The 22,484-nt window shown below is 48.0% G+C and carries 20 protein-coding genes; 15 read left to right on the top strand and 5 right to left on the bottom strand.

Features of this window, described 5'->3' with window-relative positions; translation table 11 throughout:
• Positions 1 to 2: 2 nt before the first annotated feature.
• A complete protein-coding gene (locus tag J4N45_RS16505) occupies positions 3 to 1,223 on the top strand; it encodes an FAD-dependent 2-octaprenylphenol hydroxylase (RefSeq protein ID WP_252012597.1) in 1,221 nt (406 codons plus the stop codon).
• A gap of 186 nt (positions 1,224 to 1,409) precedes the next feature.
• Here the strand turns inward: J4N45_RS16505 and J4N45_RS16500 are convergent, their stop codons facing one another.
• From J4N45_RS16500 to ygfZ, 3 genes are all read right to left on the bottom strand, one after another.
• Positions 1,410 to 1,616, bottom strand: coding sequence for a DUF1107 domain-containing protein (locus J4N45_RS16500; RefSeq protein WP_042473288.1), 207 nt, complete (start codon positions 1,614 to 1,616; stop codon positions 1,410 to 1,412).
• Between the two features lie 672 nt (positions 1,617 to 2,288).
• Entirely contained in the window at positions 2,289 to 2,753 is a 465-nt protein-coding gene (locus J4N45_RS16495) for an aminoacyl-tRNA deacylase (RefSeq protein WP_252012595.1), read from the bottom strand.
• Between the two features lie 3 nt (positions 2,754 to 2,756).
• Positions 2,757 to 3,728 carry a tRNA-modifying protein YgfZ gene (ygfZ, locus tag J4N45_RS16490; RefSeq protein WP_252012594.1) on the bottom strand — a complete coding sequence of 324 codons (972 nt, stop codon included), beginning with the start codon at positions 3,726 to 3,728 and terminating at the stop codon, positions 2,757 to 2,759.
• A gap of 227 nt (positions 3,729 to 3,955) precedes the next feature.
• Between ygfZ and J4N45_RS16485 the strand changes: the two genes are divergently transcribed.
• Positions 3,956 to 4,216, top strand: coding sequence for an FAD assembly factor SdhE (locus J4N45_RS16485; RefSeq protein ID WP_042473291.1), 261 nt, complete (start codon positions 3,956 to 3,958; stop codon positions 4,214 to 4,216).
• A gap of 446 nt (positions 4,217 to 4,662) precedes the next feature.
• Here J4N45_RS16485 and nadB read toward each other — a convergent pair whose 3' ends face one another.
• Positions 4,663 to 6,270: an L-aspartate oxidase gene (gene nadB, locus J4N45_RS16480; protein WP_252012592.1), complete on the bottom strand. Its 1,608-nt coding sequence runs from the start codon at positions 6,268 to 6,270 to the stop codon at positions 4,663 to 4,665.
• Positions 6,271 to 6,642: 372 nt separating this feature from the next.
• Between nadB and rpoE the strand changes: the two genes are divergently transcribed.
• The 11 genes from rpoE to acpS all read left to right on the top strand — a co-directional run bounded on the left by rpoE (position 6,643) and on the right by acpS (position 15,822).
• A complete protein-coding gene (gene rpoE / locus J4N45_RS16475) occupies positions 6,643 to 7,221 on the top strand; it encodes an RNA polymerase sigma factor RpoE (protein WP_103882021.1) in 579 nt (192 codons plus the stop codon).
• Positions 7,222 to 7,235: 14 nt separating this feature from the next.
• Complete coding sequence (locus tag J4N45_RS16470; protein ID WP_128649335.1) at positions 7,236 to 7,862, top strand: RseA family anti-sigma factor; 627 nt, start codon at positions 7,236 to 7,238, stop codon at positions 7,860 to 7,862.
• Positions 7,859 to 8,839 (top strand): sigma-E factor regulatory protein RseB, encoded by a 981-nt coding sequence (rseB, locus tag J4N45_RS16465; RefSeq protein ID WP_234495132.1) that lies wholly within the window; start codon positions 7,859 to 7,861, stop codon positions 8,837 to 8,839. Before J4N45_RS16470 ends, rseB begins: the two co-directional genes overlap by 4 nt.
• The gene (locus J4N45_RS16460; protein WP_252012590.1) at positions 8,836 to 9,306 is read left to right on the top strand and encodes a SoxR reducing system RseC family protein; all 471 of its coding nucleotides are present in this window, start codon (positions 8,836 to 8,838) and stop codon (positions 9,304 to 9,306) included. Before rseB ends, J4N45_RS16460 begins: the two co-directional genes overlap by 4 nt.
• Positions 9,307 to 9,418: 112 nt before the next feature.
• A complete protein-coding gene (gene lepA / locus J4N45_RS16455) occupies positions 9,419 to 11,212 on the top strand; it encodes a translation elongation factor 4 (protein WP_112460553.1) in 1,794 nt (597 codons plus the stop codon).
• A gap of 102 nt (positions 11,213 to 11,314) precedes the next feature.
• Positions 11,315 to 12,211: a signal peptidase I gene (gene lepB / locus J4N45_RS16450; RefSeq protein ID WP_112460554.1), complete on the top strand. Its 897-nt coding sequence runs from the start codon at positions 11,315 to 11,317 to the stop codon at positions 12,209 to 12,211.
• A gap of 10 nt (positions 12,212 to 12,221) precedes the next feature.
• Positions 12,222 to 12,899, top strand: coding sequence for a ribonuclease III (gene rnc, locus J4N45_RS16445; RefSeq protein WP_042473301.1), 678 nt, complete (start codon positions 12,222 to 12,224; stop codon positions 12,897 to 12,899).
• The gene (gene era / locus J4N45_RS16440) at positions 12,892 to 13,896 is read left to right on the top strand and encodes a GTPase Era (protein ID WP_252012588.1); all 1,005 of its coding nucleotides are present in this window, start codon (positions 12,892 to 12,894) and stop codon (positions 13,894 to 13,896) included. The genes rnc and era overlap by 8 nt, the downstream gene beginning before the upstream one ends.
• 57 nt (positions 13,897 to 13,953) lie before the next feature.
• Positions 13,954 to 14,652: a DNA repair protein RecO gene (gene recO / locus J4N45_RS16435; RefSeq protein ID WP_042496265.1), complete on the top strand. Its 699-nt coding sequence runs from the start codon at positions 13,954 to 13,956 to the stop codon at positions 14,650 to 14,652.
• 17 nt (positions 14,653 to 14,669) lie between these two features.
• Positions 14,670 to 15,404, top strand: coding sequence for a pyridoxine 5'-phosphate synthase (gene pdxJ / locus J4N45_RS16430; protein WP_042473306.1), 735 nt, complete (start codon positions 14,670 to 14,672; stop codon positions 15,402 to 15,404).
• A 37-nt stretch (positions 15,405 to 15,441) separates the two neighbouring features.
• Positions 15,442 to 15,822, top strand: a complete 381-nt coding sequence (acpS, locus tag J4N45_RS16425; RefSeq protein WP_252012585.1) for a holo-ACP synthase — start codon at positions 15,442 to 15,444, stop codon at positions 15,820 to 15,822.
• On the opposite strand, the gene barA is transcribed toward acpS, so the two are convergent.
• The gene (barA, locus tag J4N45_RS16420) at positions 15,819 to 18,638 is read right to left on the bottom strand and encodes a two-component sensor histidine kinase BarA (protein ID WP_252012583.1); all 2,820 of its coding nucleotides are present in this window, start codon (positions 18,636 to 18,638) and stop codon (positions 15,819 to 15,821) included. The genes acpS and barA overlap by 4 nt on opposite strands.
• Before the next feature lie 196 nt (positions 18,639 to 18,834).
• Between barA and rlmD the strand changes: the two genes are divergently transcribed.
• Together rlmD and relA are read left to right on the top strand one after the other, a co-directional pair.
• Positions 18,835 to 20,148, top strand: a complete 1,314-nt coding sequence (gene rlmD / locus J4N45_RS16415) for a 23S rRNA (uracil(1939)-C(5))-methyltransferase RlmD (RefSeq protein WP_252012580.1) — start codon at positions 18,835 to 18,837, stop codon at positions 20,146 to 20,148.
• Between the two features lie 68 nt (positions 20,149 to 20,216).
• The gene (gene relA / locus J4N45_RS16410; protein ID WP_234495139.1) at positions 20,217 to 22,439 is read left to right on the top strand and encodes a GTP diphosphokinase; all 2,223 of its coding nucleotides are present in this window, start codon (positions 20,217 to 20,219) and stop codon (positions 22,437 to 22,439) included.
• The last annotated feature ends 45 nt before the right edge of the window (positions 22,440 to 22,484 follow it).

The following is a 22,484-nucleotide window of genomic DNA, read 5'->3' as shown; positions in this document are numbered from 1 at the left end:
AGATGCAAAGTTTTGACATCGCCATTGTAGGTGGCGGAATGGTGGGGTTGGCGTTAGCGCGTGCCCTAAAAAATACCGGAATTCGAATCGCAATTGTGGAAGGCTCTCAACCTTCCAAAGATTTGAGTGGAGACCCAGACATTCGTGTCTCCGCACTTAGCCGCGCGAGCGAAACCATTTTAAAAAATCTGGATGCATGGGAAGCGATCCAAAATCACCGCTGCGCACCCTACCAAGCGATGGAAGTCTGGGAGCAAGATAGCTTTGCACGTATTGAATTCTCTGCCAGCCAAATGTCTCAACCAAACCTTGGCCATATCGTTGAAAATCGTGTGATTCAGTTAGCGCTGTTAGAACAGGTGGAACAGCAAAGCAATGTGACGCTATTTATGCCGCACCGCTGTCAATCGATGGCGATTGGTGAGAGCGAGGTTTGGACCACGCTGGATAACGGTCAGTCCTTTACGAGCAAACTCATCGTTGGTGCAGATGGCGCCAATTCTTGGGTTCGAAAGCAGCAAGATATTCCTCTGACGCATTGGGATTATGGTCATAGCGCTTTGGTTGCGAATATTTCGGTAGAGGATCATCACCAGCGTGTCGCTCGACAGGTGTTTACCTCTCAAGGCCCACTGGCTTTCTTACCTATGGTGGATGATAACCTGTGTTCAATCGTGTGGTCGACAGAGCCAACGCGAGCAGAAAAACTCGCAAAGATGTCAGATGCTGAGTTCAACAAAGCCCTGACCGCTGAATTTGATAGCCGTTTAGGTTTATGCCAAGTTCAATCTGAGCGACGCGTTTTCCCGCTGACCATGCGTTATGCTCGAGATTTTGTAACTGAGCGCGTTGCTTTAGTCGGTGATGCGGCGCATACGATCCATCCGTTAGCAGGGCAAGGGGTTAACCTTGGGCTGCTTGATGCAGCAAGCCTAGCACAGGAACTGCTCAAACTATGGAACTCAGGACAAGATTTGGGTCGCAAACGTCATTTAAGAGAATACGAGCGCTGGCGTAAAGCCGAGGCGGCGAAAATGATTGCGGCTATGCAAGGCTTTAAGGATCTTTTTGAAGGCGATAATCCAGCCAAGAAGTTATTTCGTGGTATCGGTATGAGCCTAGTAGGACAATTGCCAGGGGCAAAACAGGAAATTATGAGTCGGGCATTGGGGATGCGAGGTCGCTTACCTGAGCTTGCAAAAGCGGTTGTGAATCAAGATTAATCGTAGTCTCTGATCCAAAAGCAAAAGGACAGCATGAATGCTGTCCTTTCTTAATTTTGTTGTGTTTTTCTAATGCGCTAATTCTAATGAGCTTATGCTTACGAGCCTATGCTTGCGAGCTCAGGTCTAACGCGATGCTGCCTTGATGTTGATGAGAGCGCAGCGAGATTATGACTAAACTTTCAGCTATGCGTAGGCGCACCTCAGTTTCATCACTTCTTGATTTACTTCTTTTACGGCTTGAAAGTGGCGTTTCTCTGCACGCTCAGGGATGATCAATTTGCCGTTATCGAACTCAAAGCCACCGAGTCCATAGATGTAGATCTTTCCTTTAAACAATCGACTTATATGTTTAGCAATCATACCTGGCGTATAGCGCTTAAACAGTCTCATTTAGCCTTCCTTATCGTGTTACCTAGCATTGTCCTAGCTCGAGAATTATAGATAAAACCCTAGCTAAATTGTGTGATTGAGAGGGCTTAATTTGTCCTCTATCGGGGTCACTTTTTGGTTTTGTGGTACGTTTTGCAATTCTTCCACTTGCCAGCCTATTCCGCGTGATACCTAGCACAAAAGCGCGTTGAGGGGGCTTCCATTTATTTCGGTATCCTGTTTCAGATAGGCTAGTCACTAGCAAACGAGAATCAACATTATTCTCCAGTAGTTAGTGAGGGAGAAAAGCGCACCTTTGCTATTGCTTACGGATTAATAGACCGGAGAAATCAGAAAAAGTTGTCACCAGACATAAACTTTTACAGATGAGCGAGAGCGATAAAGTCGATACTAACAGGTAAAAAAAAGCCCGCACAGCGGGCCAAATGTCACAGATGCATTACACAAAAGTGGAGTTACTGCACTAGGCAGAGATTCACTCTAGTGTGATATTCAGTTCGTCGTGACGATGAACTGAACACAAAACCACCATATCGTAATTTTCACTCTGTGACTATTTATGCTGAATAAATGTATAACTTTTCATTAAGGTAAGTGATAAAACTCGACGGTTCTCACAGTTCCTTGCGCAGAGTGAACAAAATATTACATAAGATCCCGTTTAATTGGGCGCTAACGAATGATGTCACCCCATATTGGAGAGCAGTTCTGAACCAGATCGCTAAGGGCGAGCTCAATGCCCGCAATGCGCTCACCGCTGCTAATTGTCACTGTGGGTGTGGTTTGGAGCGAATGATCAAAGAGGACTGGCATTGGGGTCTTGATAAGTAGGGGAGTGACTGTCCCTATTTGATAGCCGGTTAGCGACTCAATTTCTTTGCTATCGACACACGTCATGCGTCGGGACTGGAGTTGTGCTCGTACTTTCTTTGGGTCAATTTGGCGATCACCCGGGCAACACGCGAGGGCATATTGATTGCCCATGTCTCTGAGTACCATGGTTTTCACCATCATATTGGGTTTGATGCCACGCAATAAAGCCGCATCTTCAATGGATACAGCCTCTCTAGATTGCATAAGGACACGAAACGCAATGCCGTTCCGTGTCAGATACTCAGTAATAGGGGTGTTGAACATCTATTATTCTTCATCCAGCGGATAAGGAGGAAGTGCGAGCGATAGGCGACTTTCTGGTTGAGACGATACGCGAAACTCAACATCTTGCTCAAGGTTGTTGTTGACGATAATAGAGGCAAGTAAGGTGTTGTCATCGTATTGGAATGTGGCTAAGACATCGCCCGCTTTACGCCAGTTTTCGCCAACCGAACGCTCAATAACGATCTCGTCACCATCTGCGACCGGCGCTGGTAATGTGCCTTTTACCGTTGCCAGCATGCGCTTGTTGATCCCACGGTACTTTGCTCTTGCTACGGTTTCTTGACCTGTATAACAGCCCTTGCTGAAACTTATACCATCCAGTGCTTGCAGGTTAAACGCCTGAGGAATATGTTGGCTTTGCATAGCATCTGTCAGTGTAGGTAGGCCCTGCTCGATATCGAACTTGGTCCATAACGCTTCTTGAACCCAAGTGAGTGAATCCTGGCTTTGTAGCGCAGAGACAAGCTCAGCATCAGCCAGAACAAACCATCTCTCTTCGGATACTTTTACCGCAGTACTGCCATTGTGTTGTCTTACGTTGCCGCTCACAGGGAAGTGCTGCTCGATCCAAGCGCTCGCCTGTTCGCCCAGCACGCCAAAGCAGGCTTTATCACTTTGGGTAAACTCGACCTTAGAAAATACCGCATACTTTTTCAGTTCTGCGAGTTCTTGAACAATCGCGCTCTGAGGCTGAAACATTGCGTAGCCTTGCTCGGTATGAAATAGGCGGAAAATACTCCACACTTTGCCTTTGGCATCACAATGAGCACCCAATGTTGACTGCTGAGGCTCAAGCGAGACCACATCACACGTTACTTGACCTTGAAGATAAGACTTGGCGTCGTCTCCCGATAACTCAATGGCGCCCCATGACGTTAGCGGCGTAAACATTAATGAAGGTAGCGTTGTCTCTGGCGTTAAAGATAGTGCTTGAATGCTTGGTTGCCATTCCATAGATTGTGATCTCATTGTTAAACATAGTGGCTATGTTAATCCTCACCGTGGCATTTGTCAGCTTAAACTGCGCAGGATAAATGGGGTGAGGACGAGGGAAGCAAATAAGATTGAGTGTGTTGCACGAAATCTTGTGAGCAAAGTTGAGTTTGTGTGATACAGAGTGTGGTGGGGCATGCACTTGCTTGTTACACTCGGCTCATATTGAGTAGTAGATGGAGATTAGAATGTACTCTAGTGAAGAAAAAGCGCGCATCAAGTGGGCGTGTCGTAGAGGTATGTTGGAGCTCGACGTGGTAATTATGCCTTTCTTTGAAGAGTGCTTTGATACTCTCAACGATCAAGAGCAACGAGACTTCGTATCCCTGCTAGAATGCGATGATCCTGACCTGTTTACCTGGGTCATGGGGCATGGACGTAGCGAGAATCTTGGGCATGCGTCAATGGTCGACAAAATCGTGGCACATAACCTAAGCAAAGTGCGTTAATTCTATTGTCTGGGGGGCAGGCATCGACTCATCACCTTGACCTGCTCCTTCATTCTTCTGCTTTCTCCTTCTATATTGATATCAGTATCAGGCTATTCCTCTGTAGCCTAGTCGTCTTCTTGCCTATTCCTTTGGTTATTGTGCCAATTGTTTTTACTTTTGTTATGACCTCTTCAATGCTCAGGCCCTGTGTTGTTGGACGGCTGCTGCTTAAAGACGAGGTTTGGTATCTAAACAGTGAAGCGCTGAGAAACGTACAGTTTAGTCTCGCGTTATCGCCCTGGGTAATTGCGATAAAAGATCATCGATATGGTTGGCGTCTTATCTGGCGTTCGTCGGCTTGTGAGACAAGTTATCGTCACTTAATCGTGAGCATAAAAAAGCAGCCGATATAGCGGCTGCTTTTAAAGGTAGGCGAGTCGAATCGACGATTCGTTGAGTGCTCGTTACACATTAGGTGTCAGAATAGTTGGCCCGCTGTTCTCTAGCATATCTGGGTAATCTAGCGTGTAGTGAAGACCACGACTTTCTTTACGCTGCATCGCACAACGAACCATCAGCTCTGCAACCTGAAGAAGGTTACGAAGCTCGAGTAGGTTGTTGGATACCTTAAAGTTGCTGTAATACTCGTGCGTCTCTTGCTGAAGCATTTGAATACGACGCAGCGCTCTTTCTAAGCGTTTGTCGGTGCGAACAATCCCCATGTAATCCCACATAAATAGGCGCAACTCGTGCCAGTTATGCTGAATGATAACCTCTTCATCAGAGCAGCTGACTTGGCTTTCATCCCAGTCTGGAATAGCATCAACCACGCTCGCATCGTCAAATTTGGTCAGGATATCTTTCGCCGCTGCCCAGGCATAAACCACACACTCGAGCAGTGAGTTAGATGCCATACGGTTGGCGCCGTGAAGACCCGTGTAGCTCACTTCACCAATCGCGTATAACTGGTCGAGATCGGTTTGACCGGTTTTATCCACCATGACGCCACCACAGGTATAGTGAGCGGCAGGAACGATAGGGATCGGCTCCTTGGTCATGTCAATACCCAGATCTTGCAAGCGCATGTGAATGGTCGGGAAGTGTTTAATAATGAACTCTTCTGACTTGTGGCTGATGTCTAGATACATGCAATCTGCACCAAGTCGCTTCATTTCAAAGTCAATAGCGCGAGCGACCACATCACGCGGCGCAAGCTCTTCTCGCTCATCAAAATCAGGCATGAAACGAGTGCCATCTGGGCGTTTTAGGTAAGCCCCCTCACCACGCAGTGCTTCCGTAAGTAAGAAGTTACGCGCGTCTGGGTGGAAAAGGCACGTTGGATGGAATTGATTGAACTCTAGGTTCGCAACGCGGCAGCCTGAACGCCATGCCATCGCGATACCATCACCCGATGATACATCAGGGTTTGAGGTGTATTGGTAGACCTTAGAGGCACCGCCTGTCGCGAGGACCACGAATTTCGCGCGCACGGTTTCTACGTGTTCTTGGTTTCGGTTCCAGATGTAAGCCCCGACAACCTTGTCTTTGCGTCCGCCGACTTTATCTTCGGTAATAAGATCGAGTGCATTATAGCGTTCGAAGATCTCAATGTTTGGATGGCTTAATACGTTGTCTTGAAGAGTTGTTTGCATCGCCATGCCTGTGGCGTCGGCCGCATGCAGAATTCGGCGATGGCTATGACCACCTTCACGAGTTAAGTGGTAACGAGGGGCTTCGTCTTTGGCCGTTTCAACTTGGTCAAATGGAACGCCACCGTCGATGAGCCATTGCACACACTCTTTCGCGTTCTCGGCAATAAACTGCACGGTATCTTGTTCGCACAGCCCAGCACCAGCAATATTGGTGTCATTGACATGAGATTCAATGCTATCTGCTTCGTCAAAAACAGCCGCAATACCGCCTTGGGCGTAGTAAGTTGCCCCTTCACTTAGCGGGCCTTTACTTAAAACAATAACCTTCGCGCGCTCAGCAACTCGAAGCGCAAGAGAAAGACCAGCAGCGCCACTTCCTATGACTAAAACATCACAAAGATGTTCTCGGTTTGTGTTCATAATTCTATTAAAATCCTGACCTATAGTAGAGCTAGCAAACTCTACTCAGCTAAAAGTGCACGATAGGAAGCTGCCTAATGCAGCTGGCGAAGGGCACTTGCTATGAGGATTACCACCTTGAGTAACACATTGAAAAACTCGTTGTGTTGCGGCGTTAAGTAATCCATTCTAGAGAATTGACCCCATTGTAGTTGACGCCAAATCACATTGTGAATGATAAATAACAAAAAAATGCAGAAATTTTGGAACTTTCCAAATTGCATAGAGTCACAATAGTGCTCATGTTAGCGGTGGTGTCAAGACTACATTATGCATAATTAATACTCATATCTGAGAAGGTAAGAGTAATAACGAATAGGAGTGAACGCTCGCATGAACGAGCAGCCGACCGATCAGGTGTTGATTGAGCGCGTTCAAAGTGGAGATAAACAAGCATTTAACCTATTGGTTTTGCGCTATCAAAACAAGGTTTGCAATCTCATATCAAGATACGTGAGCAATTCGGGCGATGTAGCGGACATAGCCCAAGAAGCATTTATTAAAGCGTATCGAGCGATCCCGACGTTTAGAGGCGAGAGTGCCTTCTATACTTGGTTGTATCGCATAGCAGTGAACACCGCAAAAAACCACATAGTGGCACAGAGTCGAAGACCGCCTGCCAGCGATGTGGATGCAGAAGATGCCGAATTTTTTGAAACCGGTAACGCTTTGAAAGAAATTTCGAACCCTGAGAACTTAACGTTGTCGAACGAATTGAAGCGAACAGTTTTCGCTGCAATTGAAGCGTTACCAGAAGACTTAAAGACTGCGATGACCTTGCGTGAGCTTGATGGTTTGAGCTACGAAGAAATCGCAGAAGTAATGGATTGCCCAGTAGGAACGGTGCGTTCGCGCATCTTCCGTGCTCGTGAAGCGGTAGAGAAGAAGATTAAGCCTCTTCTTCAACGCTAAAACTAGTTACAACTATGGTGAATATAATGGCTGACAAACAGAAGCTTTCAGCATTCATGGATGGAGACTTGATCGATGACGCGTTAATTGAAGCGTTAGAGAACGATCAGGAGAGCAAAGAAGCCTGGCAAAACTATCATCTGATTGGTGATGTGATGCGAGGTGATGAGCCCCAGAGTCTGGATTGGAACATCGCTGAAAGCGTGGCGCTAGCTCTTGAAGATGAGCCTGCGCATCAAAGCGTGAACACCGAAACGGTTACTCCGATTGAATCACAACCAACGCCTTCACAGGCGAAGCGTCAGTTGCCAGCGTGGCTCACGCAGTTTGGTCAAGTGGGTATTGCGGCGTGCGTATCCATGGCTGTGATTCTGGGTGTTCAACAGTTCTCTGGCCAAGATGCAACGCAGCCAGAGATTGAGCAACTTCCTGTTTTACAAACGATTCCATTTGCCGGTAGTGCAGAGCCAGTGAGCTTGACTCGTGACTCAGTCGCTAAGACGAGTTCAAACGAAAGCGCTAACGTGCAAGAGCAGCGTCGTCGCATCAATGCGTTGCTGCAAGACTACGAGTTGCAATTACGCTTAAACAGCGAAGACCACGCTTCGCTGAATACGGATACAGAATCGGTAATTGAATGAAAAAACTTCTGACCAGTTCGTTATTGCTGTTCAGTTTGTTTGCTAACTCGGCCTTTGCAGAAGAGGAATCTTCTGTAGAGGCTTTGTTGCATCAGATGAATGAAGCCAGTCAGCAATTGAACTACGAGCTGTCTTATATCCTTATCAAAAAGAGCAGTATCGAACCTCTGCTCTATCGTCATGCGACCCATGAAGAGCAGCAGCTCGCCCACTTAGTCTATTTGAGCGGTCCTGTCCGAGAAGTTATCCGACGCGGCAACGAAGTCAGCTACATCGAACCTGGTGTCGATCCATTTACGATTGAGTCGGGTAAGATGGTGGCACCATTGATGCCACTACTAAACAGTGACATCAAAAAGCTGAGTCAATACTACGATTACGTTAGAGTTGGACGTGCTCGAGAAGCAGGCGCTGCGGCGCAGGTGTTCAGAGTAGTACCAAAAGATGGCCTGCGTTATTCCTACGTATTGTGGGTGGACGAAAAGAGCAAGTTGCCACTGCGCGCCGATCTATTGGATCGTGATGGCGAGATCTTAGAGCAGTATCGCGTGATCTCTTACAGCATCAACGATCACATTGCGACTATGCTGAGCTCTTTAGATGAGGTTCAGCTTCCAGCTGTGTTGTCTCTTCCAAAAGGCAACATCGAGAATACGTTCTGGCAAGTGGGTTGGGTGCCAAGTGGTTTCAATCCGAAAGACTTGAATCGCTACCGAATGATAGCTTCAGAAGATGTGGTGGAAAGCCAAATGTACACCGATGGGTTATTTAGCTTCTCGGTCTATGTGTCTGAGCGTGACAGTAACTCTATGAAAGGGCAACTGATTCGCCAAGGGCGCCGCACCGTACACAGCATAGTGACCGGCGATAAACAGATCTCTGTCGTCGGCGACATTCCTCCAGCCACTGCGCAGCGTATCGCACAATCTGTTAAACTGAATAAAGTACAGCAAGCAGACGAAGGCGTAACCCCATGATGACCGCTCTTGCAACGGTGACCTCGGTGAAAAACCGTGGTCATCGTTATCAAGTCGAATTGAGCTGCGACCAACAAACCAGTTGCAGCTCTTGCCAATCAAAAAACAGTTGTGGAACCGGCATTGTCACCAAAGCGGTCGGTAACAAACAGCTGAACTGGCACCTACTGACCTCCAAAACCGTCAACCCAGGCGATGTTGTCGAAATCGCGTTTCCAGAGAAAAGTCTGCTGCAATCGGCAGCATTGATCTATTTATTACCACTACTGTTTCTGTTTTTGGGAGCGATGGCTGGCCAGTTGTGGTTGGCGCCCTTACTTGGCGGCAGTGAGCTGGTGGTGATTGGTTTTTCAGCAATTTCTGCCTACTTTGGCTTCCGACTTGCGAAAAAATGGGTGTCACCAATGGAGGCTGCATCACACCAACAGGTTGAATTGGTGCGGGTGCTCGGGCAGTCCATTGCCTAAATAAGGTGCGAACCGCAACGAAATTGGGTAGAATCTGCCAACTTAATTGAAATGCGTGTTTTTTCCGCTATTTCATTCCCTAATTGTTTAAGAGTTTAGCTACACCAAATCTATGAAGCACATTCGTAACTTTTCTATTATCGCCCACATTGACCACGGCAAATCGACGTTGTCGGATCGTTTGATCCAAGTTTGCGGCGGCTTAAGCGACCGTGAAATGGCGGCACAGGTTCTTGATTCTATGGATCTAGAGCGCGAGCGCGGTATCACTATTAAAGCTCAGAGTGTTACTCTGGATTACACGGCGAAAGATGGGGAAACCTATCAGCTAAACTTTATCGATACTCCAGGACACGTTGACTTCTCGTACGAAGTATCACGTTCATTGGCAGCTTGTGAAGGTGCGCTACTGGTGGTTGATGCGGGTCAGGGCGTAGAAGCTCAGACACTCGCTAACTGCTACACCGCAATCGAAATGGAACTTGAAGTGGTTCCAGTTCTTAACAAGATCGACCTTCCAGCGGCAGAGCCAGAGCGCGTAGCTGAAGAGATCGAGGAGATCGTCGGTATCGACGCGATGGAAGCGGTTCGCTGTTCAGCGAAGACCGGTCTAGGTGTTGATGACGTTCTTGAAGAGATCGTAAAAGCGATCCCAGCGCCAGAAGGCAACCCAGAAGATCCACTACAAGCGCTTATCATTGATTCTTGGTTCGACAACTACCTTGGTGTTGTTTCTCTAGTACGTATCAAAAACGGCGTGCTGAAGAAGAATGATAAGATCAAAGTAATGAGCACTGGTCAGGTTTGGGGTGTAGACCGTCTTGGTATCTTCACACCAAAACAGGTTGATACGACTGAGCTAAATACTGGTGAAGTAGGCTGGGTTGTTTGTGGTATCAAAGACATCCTTGGCGCGCCAGTGGGTGATACACTGACCACGGCTAAGAATGGCTGTGAAGTGGCACTACCAGGCTTCCAAAAAGTAAAACCTCAGGTATACGCAGGTCTATTCCCAGTATCGTCTGATGATTACGAAAACTTCCGTGATGCACTAGGCAAACTGAGCCTAAACGATGCGTCTCTGTTCTATGAGCCAGAGAGCTCTGCAGCACTTGGTTTTGGTTTCCGTTGTGGCTTCTTGGGTATGCTTCACATGGAGATCATCCAAGAGCGTCTAGAGCGTGAATACGACCTAGACCTGATTACGACAGCGCCGACGGTAGTCTACGAAGTAGAGAAAACGGATGGTTCACTTCACTATGTTGATAGTCCAGCGAAACTGCCGGCAACCAACGACATCGAAGAGATCCGTGAGCCAATCGCACGTTGTAACATCCTAGTACCATCAGATTACTTAGGTAACGTGATTACGCTTTGTGTTGAGAAGCGTGGTACTCAGGTAGACATGGTTTATCACGGCAACCAAGTGGCTGTCACTTACGATATCCCGATGGCAGAAGTGGTACTCGACTTCTTCGACCGTCTGAAGTCTACATCTCGTGGTTACGCATCACTGGACTACAACTTCCAACGCTTTGAAGCGTCGAACATGGTTCGTGTGGACGTGCTGCTTAACGGCGATACAGTTGACGCACTGGCTATCATTACGCATAAAGACCAGTCTCAGAGCCGTGGTCGTCAGTTGGTTGAGAAGATGAAAGAGTTCATCCCTCGTCAGATGTTCGATATCGCGATTCAGGCTGCGATCGGTAACCACATCATTGCGCGCTCGACTGTGAAACAGTTACGTAAAAACGTAATCGCGAAATGTTACGGTGGTGACGTGAGCCGTAAGAAGAAACTGTTGAAGAAACAGAAAGAAGGTAAGAAGCGTATGAAGCAGATCGGTAACGTCGAACTGCCTCAAGAAGCGTTCCTTGCGATTCTACACGTAGGCAAAGACTAATTCTTTTGCCTGACGTGGCGACATAATACAGCAGAAGTGAAAGTGCTCAGTGAGTGCTTTCACTTTCGTTATTTTTAAAGATACGAAAATTAAGGGAATTGAATGGCTAATACCTTCTCATTGATCCTCGTCATCGTGACGTTAGTGACTGGTGTCGTTTGGGTTTTGGATAAGCTCGTATTGAGAAAGCAGCGTCAGCAGAAGCTGGCAGATATCCAAGCGCAAGCAAATCAAATTGATGATGAGACCGCAAACAAAGCGGTCGCACCATCTTGGTTTGTTGAGAATAGTGTTTCAATCTTCCCTGTGATTGCCTTTGTTTTGGTGTTGCGTTCGTTCATTTACGAACCATTCCAAATCCCATCAGGCTCAATGATGCCAACGCTACTGGTTGGTGATTTCATCTTGGTTGAGAAGTATGCCTACGGACTAAAAGATCCAGTATGGCGCACTCAGCTAGTTGAAACTGGCAAACCTGAGAGAGGCGATGTTGTTGTATTTAAGTACCCGCCGCAGCCAAACATCGACTACATTAAGCGTGTCGTTGGTCTGCCGGGTGATACGGTTCGTTACAGCGCTCGTAAGGACATCTGTATTCAGCGTCCTGGCGAGTCAAGCTGTAAGCCGGTTAAGCTGTCTAATGTCCAAGACAGTCCGTTTATCCAAAATGGTATCCCGCTTATCCAAATGGATGAGAAGTTGGGTGAAGTAGGTCACCAGGTATTGGTGAATCCACTGCGTCGCGACCGTGTTGATCAATATCAGCCACGCAATGGCGTGAACGAATGGGTTGTGCCAGAGGGTCAGTACTTTGTGATGGGTGATAACCGTGACAACAGTGCCGACAGTCGTTACTGGGGCTTTGTGCCAGAAGGCAACCTAGTGGGTAAAGCGGTTGGCATTTGGATTAGCTTCGAATTTGAACGTGGTGCAGACAGCATTCTGCCTACATGGATCCCAACCGGTGTCAGATTTAATCGCATCGGTGGAATAGACTGAACGAGAGAGCATGAATTCTCCTATTAAACTTTTAGAAAAAAAGCTCGGCTATCAGTTCAATGATAGCGAGCTGTTGATGCTGGCGCTGACTCACCGCAGCGCCCACGGCAACCATAACGAACGACTAGAATTTCTGGGCGATTCAATTTTAAGTTTTGTCATTGCTGACGATCTTTACCATCGTTTTCCTAAGGTAAACGAAGGGGACATGAGTCGAATGCGTGCCACCTTGGTTAGAGGAAATACTCTGGCTGAGCTAGGGCGTGAATTCGTCTTGGGAGATTACTTAAAATTAGGTCCAGGCGAGCTGAAAAGTGGCGGATTCCGTCGTGACTCAATCTTGGCTGATGCGGTTGAAGCAATCATTGGCGCGATTTATCTTGATAGCGATGTCGAGACGGTTCGCGGCATCGTGCTGAGCTGGTATCAATCGCGTCTTGATGCGATCAAGCCGGGTGTGTCACAGAAAGATCCAAAAACTCGCCTGCAAGAGTTTCTACAAGGTCGAAGAAAACCACTCCCTGTCTACACAGTGACTAATATTAAAGGGGAAGCGCATAACCAAGAGTTTACCGTTTCCTGTGAAGTGGCAGGTGTGGATAAGCCTGTTATCGGCAAAGGCACCAGCCGCCGCAAGGCAGAACAAGCGGCTGCGGAACTGGCTCTAGAGAAACTGACCAATGTCTGATAAACCAAATTCTGATCAAGAGTTCGATCTTGATGCGTACTTCGCTTCAACGAGCGACTCGACAAGCGCAGCAACCCAAGAAAGTACCGGTGAGCAGCACTGTGGCTTTGTGGCTATCGTAGGTCGCCCTAACGTCGGTAAATCGACGCTGCTTAACCGCATTTTAGGACAGAAGATCTCGATCACCTCACGCAAGCCTCAAACAACGCGCCACCGTATCATGGGTGTGGACACGGAAGGTGACTATCAAGCGATCTATGTCGACACTCCGGGTCTACATATCGAAGAGAAGCGTGCGATCAACCGCCTAATGAACCGCGCAGCAAACAGTTCTCTAAGTGATGTGAACTTGGTGCTATTCCTTGTGGATGGTACGCAGTGGACCGACGACGATGAGATGGTATTGACCAAGCTGCGTAAGTCGAACTTCCCAGTTATCTTGTGTATCAACAAGGTAGACAATGTGAAAGATCGCAATGACGTGATGCTGCACATGCAAGAGATGACCAAGAAGATGGAATTTGTTGATGTAGTGCCAATTTCGGCCAAGCACGGCAAGAACATCGACGTGATTCGCCAGCACGTTCGTAATCACCTGCCTGAAGCGATTCACCACTTCCCAGAAGAGTATGTGACTGACCGCTCTCAGCGTTTTATGGCATCTGAAATCCTGCGTGAAAAGCTAATGCGATTCACCGGTGACGAGCTACCTTACTCGGTAACGGTTGAGATTGAGCGCTTCGATTACAACCCAGATACGGATGGCTTCCACATCAATGCGCTGATCCTTGTAGAGCGCAGTGGCCAGAAGAAGATGGTGATTGGTAAAGGTGGTGAGAAGATCAAAACCATCGGCCGTGAAGCTCGTCTTGATATGGAAGAGCTGTTCGATCGTAAAGTGTATCTAGAGACCTGGGTGAAAGTGAAATCAGGTTGGGCTGATGATGAGCGTGCACTGCGCTCCCTTGGCTACATCGACGATATCGAAAACAAATAATACCCTAGATCAGAGTAGCACTCGCTGCTCTGATCCCCTTTAGACAGAATATGACCTATGGATGGATTGCAACGCTGCTTTGTTTTGCATCGAAGACCTTACAGTGAATCGAGCTTAATACTCGATGTATTCAGTGAGGAATATGGTCGTGTCACGCTGCTATCCAAAGGCGCTCGAAGTAAGCGCTCAAATCTCAAAGGCGCTCTACAGCCTTTTACCCCATTATTGTTGAAGTGGTCCGGCAATGGCTCAATGAAAACATTGAGACAAGCGGAGGCCATCAGTCTTGGTCTGCCGTTAACCGGTGTGAACCTCTATTCTGCCATGTACGTGAATGAGCTGATTGCTCGCGTATTGGCAAGTGAGATACCGTTTCCTGAATTATTTCACGACTATCTTCAAGCTTTAACAGAGCTTGCCCACAATACCAATCCTGAACCTGCGTTGCGGCGTTTTGAACTCGCTCTCCTTTCTGCAATGGGATACGGTGTAGACTTCTTGCACTGTGCTGGTACCGGCGAACCTATAGATCCGACAATGACTTATCGTTATCGGGAGCAGAAGGGATTCATCGCGAGTGTGCGTAGAGACAATCTCACCTTTTTAGGTGAAGAGCTCATCGCCATCAGTGAGCGACGTTTCCTGAGTAAAACACAGTTACAAGCGGCAAAACGCTTTACACGTATAGCATTAAAGCCGTATCTTGGCGGAAAACCATTAAAAAGCAGGGAGCTGTTTCGAATGAAGCAGTCCTGATCATGGAGTAATCATCGATGAGTTCTATCCTTTTAGGTATCAATATTGACCATATCGCGACCCTACGTAATGCTCGCGGTACTAAGTATCCAGACCCAGTGCACGCAGCAGAGATTGCTGAGCGTGCAGGTGCAGATGGCATCACGATTCACCTTCGTGAAGACCGTCGTCACATCCTAGACCGCGACGTGCGTATCCTGCGTGAAACGCTACAAACGCGTATGAACCTAGAAATGGCCGTCACCGATGAGATGATCGACATCGCGCTAAAAACTAAGCCTGAATTCGTATGCTTGGTACCAGAAAAGCGTGAAGAGCTGACGACGGAAGGTGGTCTAGACGTTAAAGGTCAGTTTGAAAAGATCAAGGCTGCGACTGAGAAGCTAACGGCAGCAGGCATTAAAGTGTCTCTGTTTATTGATGCTGATCGCGAGCAGATCGATGCTTCAAAAGCGGCTGGTGCGCCATTCATTGAGCTTCACACTGGTCACTACGCGGATGCAGAAACGGAAGAAGATCAGCAAGACGAACTGAAGAAGATTGCGGCAGGTGCAAGCTACGCGGCTGACATCGGTATCACGGTTAACGCAGGTCACGGTCTGACTTACCACAACGTTGGTCCTATCGCAGCCTTGCCAGAGATCTACGAGCTGAACATTGGTCACTCTATTATTGGTCGTGCTGTGTTTGATGGCCTGCATAAAGCGGTTGCTGACATGAAAGCAGTCATGGAAGCGGCGCGCCGCGGTTAATCCGCGCACGGTAAACAACGAATAGAGGCGAGACTTAGTGGCAATCTTAGGACTTGGGACAGACATTGCGGAAATAGAGCGTGTAGAGAAGGCGCTATCGCGAACAGGCGAGGCGTTTGCTAAGCGTATCTTGACCGACAATGAGTTTACGCAGTTCCAGAGCCTGAAGCAGCAGGGGCGCTTTTTAGCAAAGCGCTTTGCTGTCAAGGAAGCTGCCTCTAAAGCTTTAGGTACGGGTATTGCTCATGGTGTCACGTTTCATGATTTTGAAGTCACAAACGATGAGCACGGCAAGCCTTTACTGACGCTCTATAAAAAAGCCGCACAAATTGCGGCTTCTATGGGAGTGGTGTCTAACCACCTCTCTATCTCTGACGAGCGACACTATGCCGTCGCGACTGTCATCTTTGAAAGCTAGCCCTTGTCTTGGCTGTTATCCCCTTTTAGATACAGCTTTGAGCTTTCCAGAACCTTATCCATCTCATCCTGCAGCTCAAACAGCTCAGGCTCAATGTCTTCCAAAGTGTCTCCAGCACGCAGTGCTTTTTCAATCGTTGCGCAGATAGATTTTAGCCTTGGAACTCCACAATACGAGCAACTGCCGTGCAGCTTGTGGATCAAATGAATCACCTGCTCGACATCATCAAAGCTATTCTCAAGGATATTCTCACTTAACTCGGCGACTTCAGGAATAAAGTCGACCAGCATCTGGAGCATATCGATAGCCAGATCTTCTTTGTTTGCAGCTTGCTTGAGCGCAGCATTCCAATCGATCACTTGTGAGGTCGGAGCTTCGATGACAATAGGTTGAGGTGTTTCTGACTGCTGTGCTAGGTCGCTCGGTGCGACAAAATCGAGACATGACTCTGGCTCCGATGGACGCACTGGTACCCATTTGTTGATCACTTGCAGTAGCATGGTCTCGTCAATTGGCTTGGTGAGGTAATCATCCATCCCCTCAGACAGCAATCTATCACGCTCGCCTGTCATCGCATGGGCAGTCACAGCAACCACAGGTGTCGCGCCATTTTGCTGAGTCTCTTTCACCAGTTTACATGCCGTCACACCATCCATTTGCGGCATTTGAATATCCATAAATACCATATCGAAATGCTGCTCTTGCGCCTTCTCGACAGCCGCTTGACCGCTGGTACAAGAGACGACCGTTTCGACGCGTTCAGAGAGAAGCGCCGTAATCAGCTTAAGGTTTGCAGGGTTGTCGTCTACCGCCATAACATTCAATGCGCGTTTCTCAGTCGAGGCCACCTCAACCACTGGGGCGATAAGTGCCGGCTGCTTCTCAACCAGCGATTGCAGCAGTTTCTTACGTGACAATGGCTTAGTGAGACACTGCACGTCATGGGTTTGCATCAAGTAGTCAGAGAGTGCTAGCTGAGTACTCGCGGTACCAATGATGATGTTCGACGTCGATTGTTTACAGCGAGCGATCCAATCCTCAATCACCGTCAGTGGAACTTCTTCATTGGTAGGCAAGCAGACAATGATGTAGTCAAACGACTCAATACGCTCAGGTAAGGTTGAGCGATAGGTCACCATGACACCTTCATTGGTCAGTGTTTGTTGCAGCACTGAGGCGGCTTGCATGTTTGGCTCAACCAAGAGTAGGCGCTTGTTATTGATCACCGCTGGGTCGATAGGGTCCAGCATAGGAATATCGGTTGAACTGAGTTTCACCGTAAACCAGAAGGTCGAGCCTTGGTGTAGGCGACTGGTTAGACTGATGTCACCACCCATTTGTCCTACCAATTTCTGAGTGATAACTAGGCCCAGACCCGTACCGCCGTAGCGTCTCGAGATACTGGCATCTGCTTGACTAAATGCTTGGAATAACTGCGCCTGTTGACGCTCTGAGATACCGATACCGGTATCTCGCACCATAAATTGCAGTTCCACTCGGTCTTCTTTGGTGCTCTTGAGTTCTACGGAAATATCAATATTGCCGCGCTCGGTAAACTTGATTGAGTTACCCACAAGGTTAGTCAGGATCTGCTGGATACGCAGTGGGTCTCCCACCAAACCGCTTGGGATCTTAGAATCGATTTTTAAGGTTAGCTCTAAGCCCTTTTCATGAGCGCTGGTGGCCTGCAGTGCGACGACTTCATCGAGGCTATCTTGGAACTCGAACGGAATATTCTCCAGAGCCAGCTTACCGGCTTCTAGCTTCGAGAAGTCAAGGATGTCATTAATGATGTTCAGCAGGTTGTTCGCTGATTTTTCAATGGTTTGTAGATAGTCTGTCTGGCTATTAGTGAGCTGAGTCTTCAGCATCTGACGCGTAAAGCCAATCACACCATTAAGCGGGGTTCGTAGCTCGTGTGACATGTTCGCCAAGAATTCAGATTTCACTCGGGCAGCTTCTTGTGCGCGTTTTTTCGCGATATCCAGCTCGACGTTTTGGATCTCAAGCTGTTCAAGTGTTTCTCGTAGATCGGAAGTGGCCTGGTCGATACTGTGTTGCATCTCGACATGATACTCAGACAGCGATACCGCCATGGCGTTGATACCGTTTTTCAGTGAGTCGAGCTCACCATGCATCTTGCCCTCAATTCGTACGTCGAGGTGACCACGACGGATACGGTCGACCATATTCTTCATGTGTGAGATAGGGCGCGTAACATCGTACATGAGTCGATAGGCGAAGATGCCAGACAAGATAAGCCCTAAAACCATGACCAGGATGGCGGAGAAAACTTCTTGGTATTGCTGCAGGCGCAGCGAAGAGAGGTCGAGTTCAATTGCAATATAGCCAAGCATCTGGCTGGTAGAGGTCAATTCTCGGGTGTCCGATACCAATTGGCTCTCTGCCAAAATAGGAGCACGCAGTATCAGAGTGTTATCATGAAACTCTGATGAGCTAAGAAACGGTATAGGTCTATCTTTGGGAAACGTCAGCGTATCAAAATTGGGATGAAAGTTTGAGGTGACAAACAGTTCATGAGAGGCGTCGAACACCGCTATACTGCGGACAAATTTTGAGTTTTTGCGGTGGGCGTAACTTATAAGGCGTCGGACGGATTCGCGGCTCTGATTAACAAGTCCTTGCTCACTGGCGATAGCGAGTGGCTCTATGATGCTCGCCCCCGCATTCAGTACCTGTGATTCAAGGTCGTGATAACGGTTATACGAGAAAAAGGCACTCAGAAGAAGACCGATGATTAAGGTCGGTGCCAAGGTCAATGTGATTACGCGAGCGCGAAGGCCGTATCTTGTCATTTTAATTCGAAGTCATTATTTGCCAACAGAGTATTATCTGATGGGGGGATATGGGACAATACCCAGTATTGCATCCTCAAGATGACGTAAGCTTAATCAAAGCAGCGCTGTTCGACAATCATTCAGACTCAGAATAGTGAAACTCTAACAATATTTTAAAGGCGCAGAGCATTAACGCTTTGCCTTGGAACTGGTCATGGCACGTTTTTTTAAACCAACAAAGAAAACCTCTTTCTCCAAAAAGCACCAAGAGGTGCAGATTGAGCGCATGGATCACCACGGCGCAGGTATTGGTTACATCAACAAGAAGCCTGTATTTGTCGAGAGAGCCCTAGCGAATGAAAAGGTGTTGGTGCAGTTGACGGAAAGTAAAGCTAAGTTTGCCAAAGCCAATCTCATCAAAGTCTTAACGCCATCAGAGCAGCGCGTCGAACCGTTTTGCCCACATTATTATGAGTGCGGTGGTTGCAACCAGCAGCACTTAGAGCGTGAAGAACAAATCACCCACAAAGAGCGTGTGCTATCGCAGTTGATGACTAAGTTTGCAGGGCAGACTCTAGCGTTATCACCTTCGATCACAGGAGAGGGGCTTGGCTACCGACGCCGCGCGAGATTGAGTATTCATGTCGATAAGCAGCGTGGTCTGATGATGGGCTTTCGACGCAAACAGAGCAATCAGATCGTCGATGTCGACCATTGCCCTGTGCTCGATAACAAGCTCAATGCATTGATTCCTGAGTTACGTAAGATTTTTGATGGCTTTAGACAGCCTAGTATTTTAGGGCACCTTGAACTTGTGCTTGGCGAGGCAGGACCTATCGCGGTTATTCGTCATACCAAAGCACTGAGCGAGAAAGAGCAAACTCGCTTAATCGAGTATGCTGAGCAAATGGGGATCACGCTTTATTTGATGCCAGAGGCCAATCAATTAGATCGAGTGGTCGGAGAGCAGCCCTATTACGCCGAGGTTGGCGTCAAGCTGCCGTTTTTGCCCTCCCACTTTATTCAGGTCAATCAAGCGATCAATGCGCGTATGGTGACGCAAGCGCTAGAGTGGTTAGCACCAGTAGAAACGGATCGCGTATTGGACCTATTTTGTGGGTTGGGTAACTTTACCCTGCCGCTGGCCAGTCGCAGTGCCCACGTGGTTGGTGTTGAAGGGGTTCAAGATATGGTCGACTGGGCCGCGGACAACGCGAAACTAAATGGCATTTCGAATGTCGAATTCTATCAAGCTAATCTTGAGCAGGACTTATCGAGCATGCCATGGGCATCGCAGCAGTTTGACAAAATTTTGTTGGACCCTGCGAGGGCTGGCGCAAGCGGCGTGATCGACCAAGTTTCCGCATTAGGTGCGACACGTGTCCTTTATGTTTCTTGCAATCCTGCTACCCTTGCGAGAGACAGTCAAAGCCTACTTGAACAAGGCTATACATTGACTCGATTAGGTATGATGGATATGTTCCCTCATACCAGTCATCTAGAGTCGATGGCGTTGTTTGAAAAATAGCGCAGATGTCATAGTAATAACGCTAACTGGGATAGGTTAGTGAACCAATAAACTAGGAAGAAAAAGAAATGGTTGCGGTAAGAAGCGCGCATTTGAACCCGGAAGAGCAATTCAATTTGGATAATTGGATTGCATCACTTAAGCAAGATAAAAACACCTCAAAAAGATTGAAAGACGTGTATCGTCAGTGCGAGGAAATCGTTGCCGATAGTGAGCAAGGGGCATTGCTGTTGTGGCGCGGGAGAGAGATGAATGAAATCCTCATTACCCTGTCTATGGATAAAGCGACGCTGGTGGCGGCGCAATTGTATCCCGTGGTCTCTAGTGGTCTTTATGATCGTGAATTGCTAGAAGAAAACTACGGCAAAGAAATCATTAAACTGATCGATGGCGTAGAAGAAATGGCCGCTATCGGTCAGCTCAACGTTACCCTTGAAGGCTCTGAAGCCTCGGGTCAGGTTGATAATGTTCGTCGTATGCTGCTTGCCATGGTGGATGACTTCCGCTGCGTGGTTATTAAGCTTGCAGAGCGTATCTGTAACTTACGCGAAGTGAAAGATGAGCCTGATGAAGTGCGCCGCGCGGCCGCGAAAGAGTGTGCCAACATCTACGCACCACTCGCCAATCGTCTGGGTATCGGTCAGCTCAAATGGGAAATCGAAGATTACGCCTTCCGTTACCAGCAGCCAGACACCTATAAACAAATTGCCAAGCAGCTTTCTGAGCGTCGTATCGTCCGTGAGCAATACATCAAAGACTTTGTTGACGATCTAACCAGTGAGATGCAAGCCTCGAGCATCCTTGCAGAAGTCAGTGGTCGTCCAAAGCATATCTACAGCATCTGGCGCAAAATGCAGAAGAAGAGTCTGGATTTTGACGAGCTGTTTGACGTGCGCGCGGTGCGAATCATCGCTGAGCGTTTGCAAGACTGTTACGCCGCTCTAGGTGTGGTACACACCAAATACAAGCACTTACCTAGCGAGTTTGACGATTACGTTGCTAACCCTAAACCAAATGGCTACCAATCGATTCATACCGTGATTCTGGGGCCTGAAGGCAAAACCATTGAAATCCAAATCCGTACCAAACAGATGCACGAAGACTCAGAGTTGGGTGTTGCCGCGCACTGGAAGTACAAGGAAGGCGGCAGTGGTGGTCGCAGTGGTTACGATGAGAAGATCACGTGGCTGCGTAAGCTACTCGATTGGCAAGAAGAGATGTCTGACTCTGGCGAGATGCTCGATGAGCTTCGCAGTCAGGTGTTTGATGATCGCGTTTATGCCTTTACACCGCGTGGTGATGTGGTCGACCTGCCTATGGGCGCGACTCCGCTTGATTTTGCTTACCACATTCATTCTGAAGTGGGACACCGCTGTATTGGCGCTAAGGTAGCAGGACGTATCGTTCCGTTTACCCACAAGCTGACAATGGGCGATCAGGTTGAGATCATCACGGCCAAAGAGCCCAACCCATCTCGTGACTGGTTGAACCCATCACTTGGCTTTGTGCACTCTGGTCGGGCACGCGCTAAGATCAACGCGTGGTTTAGAAAGCAAAGCCGCGAAAAGAACTTAGAAGCGGGTCGTGAGATCCTTGAGGCCGAGCTGGCTAAGATCGGCGCGACACTCAAAGATGCTGAGCAATATGCCCTTAAGCGTTTTAACGTAAACTCGGCGGACGAGCTGTATGTCGGTATCGGCAGTGGTGATCTGCGTATCAATCAGATCATCAACCACATCAACGCCTTAGTAAATAAGCCAACGGCGGAAGAAGAAGATCAGCAAGCGCTAGAAAGATTGCAAGAGTCTGAGAATAAAGCACCCGCGCAAAGCCGCCCGCATAAAGATGCAGTGGTGGTGGAAGGTGTCGATAACCTAATGACTCACTTAGCGCGCTGCTGTCAGCCAATTCCAGGCGATCAGATAAAAGGCTATATCACCCAAGGGCGTGGTATCTCAGTGCACCGCGCTGACTGTGAGCAGCTTGAGGAGCTTAGTCATCACGCACCAGAGCGTATTATCGATACGGTATGGGGCAGTGGATTTGTTGGTTCATACATCTTGACGATTCGTGTTGAGGCGATGGAGCGTGGCGGTCTACTGAAAGACATCACCACCTTGCTGACCAACGAAAAGATTAAGGTGACCAGTATGAAGAGCCGTAGCGATTACAAGCGTCAGCTATCTATCATGGATTTTGATCTGGAAGTGAACAATATTGAGGTATTGTCGCGCGTGACCAAGCGTATTGAGCAGATTAAAGATGTGATGAATGTGAAGCGGTTGGGGTAATTGGGCGTACTATTTTAGGTTCGGTGGATTTTACCCCTCCCAGCC

Origin of the sequence: Vibrio sp. SCSIO 43140 (genome assembly GCF_023716585.1) — a bacterium.
GTDB classification, from domain to species: domain Bacteria; phylum Pseudomonadota; class Gammaproteobacteria; order Enterobacterales; family Vibrionaceae; genus Vibrio; species Vibrio maritimus_B.
The sequence above is the reverse complement of the archived record's forward strand: the minus strand, read 5'-3'. Positions and strand labels throughout refer to the sequence as shown.

Excerpts from the sequence above, each read along its gene's own strand:
- J4N45_RS16505 (WP_252012597.1), top strand. The coding sequence starts at position 3 with ATGCAAAGTTTTGACATCGCCATTGTAGGTGGCGGAATGGTGGGGTTG.
- J4N45_RS16500 (WP_042473288.1), bottom strand. The coding sequence starts at position 1,616 with ATGAGACTGTTTAAGCGCTATACGCCAGGTATGATTGCTAAACATATA.
- J4N45_RS16495 (WP_252012595.1), bottom strand. The coding sequence starts at position 2,753 with ATGTTCAACACCCCTATTACTGAGTATCTGACACGGAACGGCATTGCG.
- ygfZ (WP_252012594.1), bottom strand. The coding sequence starts at position 3,728 with ATGGAATGGCAACCAAGCATTCAAGCACTATCTTTAACGCCAGAGACA.
- J4N45_RS16485 (WP_042473291.1), top strand. The coding sequence starts at position 3,956 with ATGTACTCTAGTGAAGAAAAAGCGCGCATCAAGTGGGCGTGTCGTAGA.
- nadB (WP_252012592.1), bottom strand. The coding sequence starts at position 6,270 with ATGAACACAAACCGAGAACATCTTTGTGATGTTTTAGTCATAGGAAGT.
- rpoE (WP_103882021.1), top strand. The coding sequence starts at position 6,643 with ATGAACGAGCAGCCGACCGATCAGGTGTTGATTGAGCGCGTTCAAAGT.
- J4N45_RS16470 (WP_128649335.1), top strand. The coding sequence starts at position 7,236 with ATGGTGAATATAATGGCTGACAAACAGAAGCTTTCAGCATTCATGGAT.
- rseB (WP_234495132.1), top strand. The coding sequence starts at position 7,859 with ATGAAAAAACTTCTGACCAGTTCGTTATTGCTGTTCAGTTTGTTTGCT.
- J4N45_RS16460 (WP_252012590.1), top strand. The coding sequence starts at position 8,836 with ATGATGACCGCTCTTGCAACGGTGACCTCGGTGAAAAACCGTGGTCAT.
- lepA (WP_112460553.1), top strand. The coding sequence starts at position 9,419 with ATGAAGCACATTCGTAACTTTTCTATTATCGCCCACATTGACCACGGC.
- lepB (WP_112460554.1), top strand. The coding sequence starts at position 11,315 with ATGGCTAATACCTTCTCATTGATCCTCGTCATCGTGACGTTAGTGACT.
- rnc (WP_042473301.1), top strand. The coding sequence starts at position 12,222 with ATGAATTCTCCTATTAAACTTTTAGAAAAAAAGCTCGGCTATCAGTTC.
- era (WP_252012588.1), top strand. The coding sequence starts at position 12,892 with ATGTCTGATAAACCAAATTCTGATCAAGAGTTCGATCTTGATGCGTAC.
- recO (WP_042496265.1), top strand. The coding sequence starts at position 13,954 with ATGGATGGATTGCAACGCTGCTTTGTTTTGCATCGAAGACCTTACAGT.
- pdxJ (WP_042473306.1), top strand. The coding sequence starts at position 14,670 with ATGAGTTCTATCCTTTTAGGTATCAATATTGACCATATCGCGACCCTA.
- barA (WP_252012583.1), bottom strand. The coding sequence starts at position 18,638 with ATGACAAGATACGGCCTTCGCGCTCGCGTAATCACATTGACCTTGGCA.
- rlmD (WP_252012580.1), top strand. The coding sequence starts at position 18,835 with ATGGCACGTTTTTTTAAACCAACAAAGAAAACCTCTTTCTCCAAAAAG.
- relA (WP_234495139.1), top strand. The coding sequence starts at position 20,217 with ATGGTTGCGGTAAGAAGCGCGCATTTGAACCCGGAAGAGCAATTCAAT.